This is a genomic window from Mesorhizobium sp. M1A.F.Ca.IN.020.06.1.1, from assembly GCF_004023265.1.
Taxonomy (GTDB): domain Bacteria; phylum Pseudomonadota; class Alphaproteobacteria; order Rhizobiales; family Rhizobiaceae; genus Mesorhizobium.
In genome coordinates, this window is the sequence record NZ_RZSR01000395.1 from 1 (window position 1) to 5117 (window position 5117).

The following is a 5117-nucleotide window of genomic DNA, read 5'->3' on the forward strand; positions in this document are numbered from 1 at the left end:
CAGGTCTGGGATCTGGCCCGCATCGAGCCGCAGATGGACCGGCTGAAGGAGCTCGGCATCGGCCTCATGGAAATCCCGCTGCTCAGACCCGAGGAGATCGACACCAAGCGCACGCGCGGTTTTGCAAACCATTATGGCGTGCAGCTCATTCCCTCGCTCGGCTTGCCGCACGCGCTCGACGTGGTGGAGCGGCCGGAAGAGGCGCTCGACTTCCTGCAGCCGGCCTTCAACGTCTGCAACGAGGTGGGCGCCGAGGCGCTCGGCGGCGTCACCTATGGAACGATCGGCAAGACCACCGGCCGGGCGCCGACGCAGCGGGAGATCGACGGCATGTGCCGCTTCCTCGAAAGGGCGGCAAAGTCGGCGAAGGCCCGCAGCCTGAAGCTTGGCATCGAACCCTGCAACCGCTACGAGACGCATCTGATCAACCGCGGCATCGACGCGGCGCGCATCATCGAGCGCATCGGCGCCGACAACATCTTCATCCATCTCGACACCTACCACATGCATATCGAGGAAGAGAGCTTCGCGGCCGGCTTCGAGGCGGCGGCGCCCTTCCTCGGCTATGTGCATGTGTCGGAGGCCAATCGCGGCGTGCCGGGGCGCGGCATGCTGAACTGGGCAGCCTGCATGAAGGCGATCGCCGACATCGGCTATGAGGGCCCGATCACGCTCGAAAGCATGAACCATGTCGACGTCGACATCGCCGGCGGGCTCGCGGTATGGCGCCCGGTAGCGGAAGACCCGCGCGACGTCATTGAGGTTGGGCTGCCCTTCCTGCGCGAGGAAGCGAAGAAGGCGGGGCTGACACTCGGGTAACGAAAGCTAGTTGCCCCGGCGCGTCAGCCAGCGGCGACGCGCCTCCAGCTGTTCGGTGAGTTCGGCCTCGTCCCAATAGCCGATGAGCACGCCGGAGCCGATGATCGGGTCGAAATGGCCGACCTTGTCGTCGATCTCCGTCAGCCACTCGTCGGGGACGGTAATGCGATTGTTGGGCAGCGCCAGCCAGCGCATCAGCATTTTGCGCAGCCGCTCGATATCGCCGGCGGCCGACGGCTCGCGGCCGAGGTCGCGCAATTCGCCCGGGTCGTTGTGGAGATCGAAGAACATCGGCTCGACACTTTCGCCATGGACGAGTTTGAAGCGGCCGTCGGTGATCATGTAGAGCTTGCAGCCCGACACCGGCATGGCGAGCCTCAGCCGCGCCGCACCGCCGCTGTAGTCATATTCGCTGATGCCATAGTTGCGCAGGCTCTTCCGCTCACCCGAAGTCAGCGACAGCAGCGAGCGGCCTTCGAGGACATGCGGCTTGGGCCTGCCGCCGAAATAATCGAGAAAGGTGGGCGCGAGATCGATCATCTCGACCAGCGCGTCCGACGTGGTTCCTCTTGTGACGTCGGCTTCCGGACGAGGATCGTAGACGATCATCGGCACCTCACCGCGACGTCGTGGAACAGGTATTTCTCGCCGAGCCAATGGTCGCCGAGATAGTCGCCGTGGTCAGAAGTGAAGACGACAAGCGTGTTCTTGAATAGGCCGCGCTTCTCCATGAAGTCGAACAAATGGCCGAGCTGATCGTCGATCTGCTTGATCAGGCCCATGTAGCAGGGAACGACCGTTTCGCGGACCTCATCGCGCGAGAAGTTCTTCGAGTACCGCTCCTGCTGGAAGGCCTCGAAGATCGGGTTTGGCGAGACGCGCTCGGCTTCGCTGCGAACGGGCGGCTGGATCTCCGCCTTGCCGTACATGGCGTGGTAGGGCGCGGGCACGATATAGGGCCAGTGCGGCTTGATGTAGGAAAGATGCGCGCACCAGACTTCGCCCTTGGCCTCGGCGTCCTCAATGAAGCGCATGGCGCGGCGCGTCATGTAAGGCGTCTCGGAATGCTCCTCCGGAATGCGCGCCGCCTTGTCGGCATGGACGAGCAGCCAGCCGTTGAAATTCTCGCCATTCTCGCCTTCGCCGGAATTCGCCCAATGCTCCCAAGGATTTTCGGCCTCGAAGCCGTGCTGGCGCAGATAGGAGTCGTAGGCCGGATCGGGGTCGTAGCTGGTCGAGGGGTGCAGGCCGTCATCGCGCTCGAACGGCTCGAAGCCGCATTCCGCGACACGCACGCCGATGACGGAATCCTTGGCGATGCCGAGGCGCTCCATCCCTTCCTCGTCGGCCTTCATATGTGTCTTGCCGATGAGCGCACAACGCACGCCGACCTCGCGCAGATGGTCGCCCAGCGTCGGCTCGCCGACTCTGAGCGGCACGCCATTATGCGTCGAGCCGTGCGAGCGGACGTAGCGGCCGGTATAAGCGCTCATGCGCGAGGGGCCGCAGACCGTCGATTGCACATAGGCATTGGTGAAACGCACGCCGCGGCTGGCGAGCCGGTCGATGTTCGGCGTCGTCAGACTCTTCTGCCCGGCGCAGCTCAGATAATCGAACCGCAGCTGGTCGCACATGATGAAAAGGACGTTGCGTTTCGAGGTCATTGCTGCCCGTCGGAATGGTTCTCGAACCCGGTAATGCCAGAACAATCAGCGCATGCCAACCAGGGCAACCAGCCTGTACAGCTCACCAGAGAACTTTACAAAATAATTTTTTCATGTGAAGTCTCAGGCATCCCAAGGATCCCAAATGACATCCCATCGTTTTGCCACCCGTCTCAATTCCTTCGCCTCGCGGCCTGAGGCGGAGTGGGCCGGGCTTACCGGGAAGCCCTCGGTGCTGCAGATGGCGGCGCGGGCGGCTAAGGTCGAGGGGCTCACCGATCTCGACCTCAACTTTCCCGACCATATCGGTGAAAACCCCAGGGAAATTGCACGGAGGCTTGGTGATCTCGGGCTTTCCATCAATGGCTTCGCGATGCGCTACTATTCCAATCCCGCCTTCAAGCTCGGCGCGTTCACCAATCCCGATCCGGCAGTGCGGCGTGAAGCCATCGACCTCACCAAGGCTGGCATCGACGCGGCGCGAGAGGCCGGCGCCGGTCTCATGACATTGTGGCTGGGGCAGGATGGTTTCGACTACGCTTTCCAGGCCGACTACGCGACACTTTGGCAACACGAAATCGACGGTATTCGTGAAGTTGCGGCGCATGACCCCGATTGCGCCATCAGTCTCGAATATAAGCCGAACGAGCCGCGTTCTTATTCGCTGATGCCGGATGCCGCGACCACGTTGCTGGCGATCCGCGAGGCCGGCCTGCCCAATCTCGGCGTCACCCTCGACTTCGCGCATGTTCTTTATGCCGACGAGCAACCGGCCTTTGCCGCCGCTCTTGTCGCCCGTCACAGCAGGTTGCTCGGTGTTCATCTCAACGATGGCTACGCCAAGCGCGACGACGGCCTGATGGTCGGCGCCGTGCACACGCTGCAGACCATCGAGCTGCTGCGCCAGATACGCAGGGACGGCTACGCCGGTGCCATCTATTTCGACACCTTTCCGGACATGACCGGTCTCGACCCGGTGCGCGAATGCGAGGTCAACATCGCCACCGTCAAGCGCATGTTGCGGGTCGTCGAGCGGCTGGAGCGGGACAATCGGTTGGCGGCTGCCCTCGACGGGCAGGACGCGGTTGCCTCGCAGGCTATCGTCCAGGAAATCCTGCTCGGAGCTGCAGGATGACGTCCGCGGATCTCCGGGCCGTGGGGCCGCGCATCCGCATGATGATGCCGCATCTCACACCGCTGGAGGCAAAGGTGGTGGAAACCGTGTTCGGCCGCCGCGGGTTCGACGAGACGATCCCTTTGAAGGAGATCGCTGACGAGGCCGGCGTCTCCGAGGCGATGGTGGTGAAGATCGCCAAGAAGCTGGGCTTCTCCGGCTATCGCGACTTCCGGACGGCAGTCTGCGAATACAGCCGCTCGCCGACCGCCGAGATGCACCGGGAACTCTCCGTCGACGACAGTTCGGCCGAGATCGTGCAAAAGGTCTTCCGCACTTCCATACAGGCGCTGGAGGAAACGCTGGCGATCCTTGACATCGGCAATTTCGACCGGGCCGCCGACCTCATTTATCGATCCAAGCATCGCGACTTCTATGGCGTCGGCGGTTCGGCTCAGATTGCCCGGGATGTCTCGCACAAGTTCCTGCGGATCGGCATCCGCGCGGCGGTTTACGACGATTCCCACATGATGCTCATGTCGGCCTCGCTCCTCGGCGCCGAAGACATTGCCGTCGGCTTTTCCCATTCCGGCAACAGCAGCGCGGTGATTGATGCCATTCAGCTCGCCAAGAAGAACGGCGCCCGCACGCTTGCCATAACCAACTACGCCAACTCGCCGCTGGCAGCCGAGGCGGATGTCGTGCTCTGCTCGACCGCGCGGGGGTCGCCGCTGATGGGCGAGAATGCGGCCGCCCGTATCGCCCAGCTCAACATCCTGGATGCGCTGTTCGTCGCGGTGGCGCAGCGCGACTACCAGGCGGCGGAGCACAATCTCGGCCGCACCATGTCGGCAGTGACGTCGAAACGGCGAGACAAGTACAGATGAAAGATCGTCGCGGATGAGCGTTGCTTCAGCGGGGCTGGTGGCCGTGTTCGGCAGCCTGCATTACGACATCCTGGTCGACGCACCGGATCGCCCGCGCAAGGGCGAGACGGTGACAGGTTTCGGCTGGCAGCCGAAATGCGGCGGCAAGGGCGGCAATCAGGTCCTGTCGGCGGCGCGCGCGGGGGCGAGGTCGGCGATGATCGGCGCCGTCGGCGACGACGATTTCGGCCGTGCGCTGCTCGCCAATCTCAGCCGCAGCAATGTCGATCACCGCTTCGTGCGAGTAGAACCGGGGACCCGATCAGGCATGAGCGTGGCCATCTTCGACTACGATGGCGACTACGGCGCGGTGATCGTTTCCGGCAGCAATCTGATACTCGGCGAAAAGGATGTCGCGGGGGCGGCCGGTGTGCTCGCGCAGGCTGAGGTGCTGTTGCTGCAGAACGAAGTTCCGGAAATCGCCAACATCGCTGCCGCGCGCGCGGCGAAGGCTCATGGCTGCTGCGTCGTGCTCAACGCGGCGCCGGCCCGGCCGCTGCCCGCCGAACTCACCGGGCTCGTCGACATCGTGATCACCAACGCCATAGAGGCGGAGTTCCTGGCCGGCATTCCGGTCGTCGACACGCTTGAAGG

The 5117-nt window shown here is 63.5% G+C and carries 4 protein-coding genes and 1 pseudogene; 4 read left to right on the forward strand and 1 reads right to left on the reverse strand.

The genetic code is table 11. The features are described from left to right. On the forward strand, positions 1-819 hold an 819-nt coding region (locus tag EOA60_RS17920; protein WP_164899378.1), incomplete at its 5' end, for a sugar phosphate isomerase/epimerase family protein. A 6-nt stretch (positions 820-825) separates the two neighbouring features. On the opposite strand, the pseudogene EOA60_RS17925 reads toward EOA60_RS17920, so the two are convergent. Beyond that, positions 826-2483: pseudogene (locus EOA60_RS17925) on the reverse strand (sulfatase-like hydrolase/transferase). 145 nt (positions 2484-2628) lie between these two features. On the opposite strand from EOA60_RS17925, the gene EOA60_RS17930 reads away from it, so the two are divergent. From EOA60_RS17930 to EOA60_RS17940, 3 genes are all read left to right on the forward strand, one after another. Further along, positions 2629-3618 carry a sugar phosphate isomerase/epimerase family protein gene (locus tag EOA60_RS17930; RefSeq protein WP_095824982.1) on the forward strand — a complete coding sequence of 330 codons (990 nt, stop codon included), beginning with the start codon at positions 2629-2631 and terminating at the stop codon, positions 3616-3618. Beyond that, a complete protein-coding gene (locus tag EOA60_RS17935) occupies positions 3615-4484 on the forward strand; it encodes a MurR/RpiR family transcriptional regulator (protein WP_095824981.1) in 870 nt (289 codons plus the stop codon). The genes EOA60_RS17930 and EOA60_RS17935 overlap by 4 nt, the downstream gene beginning before the upstream one ends. Before the next feature lie 13 nt (positions 4485-4497). Then, on the forward strand, positions 4498-5117 hold a 620-nt coding region (locus tag EOA60_RS17940), incomplete at its 3' end, for a PfkB family carbohydrate kinase (protein ID WP_128311681.1).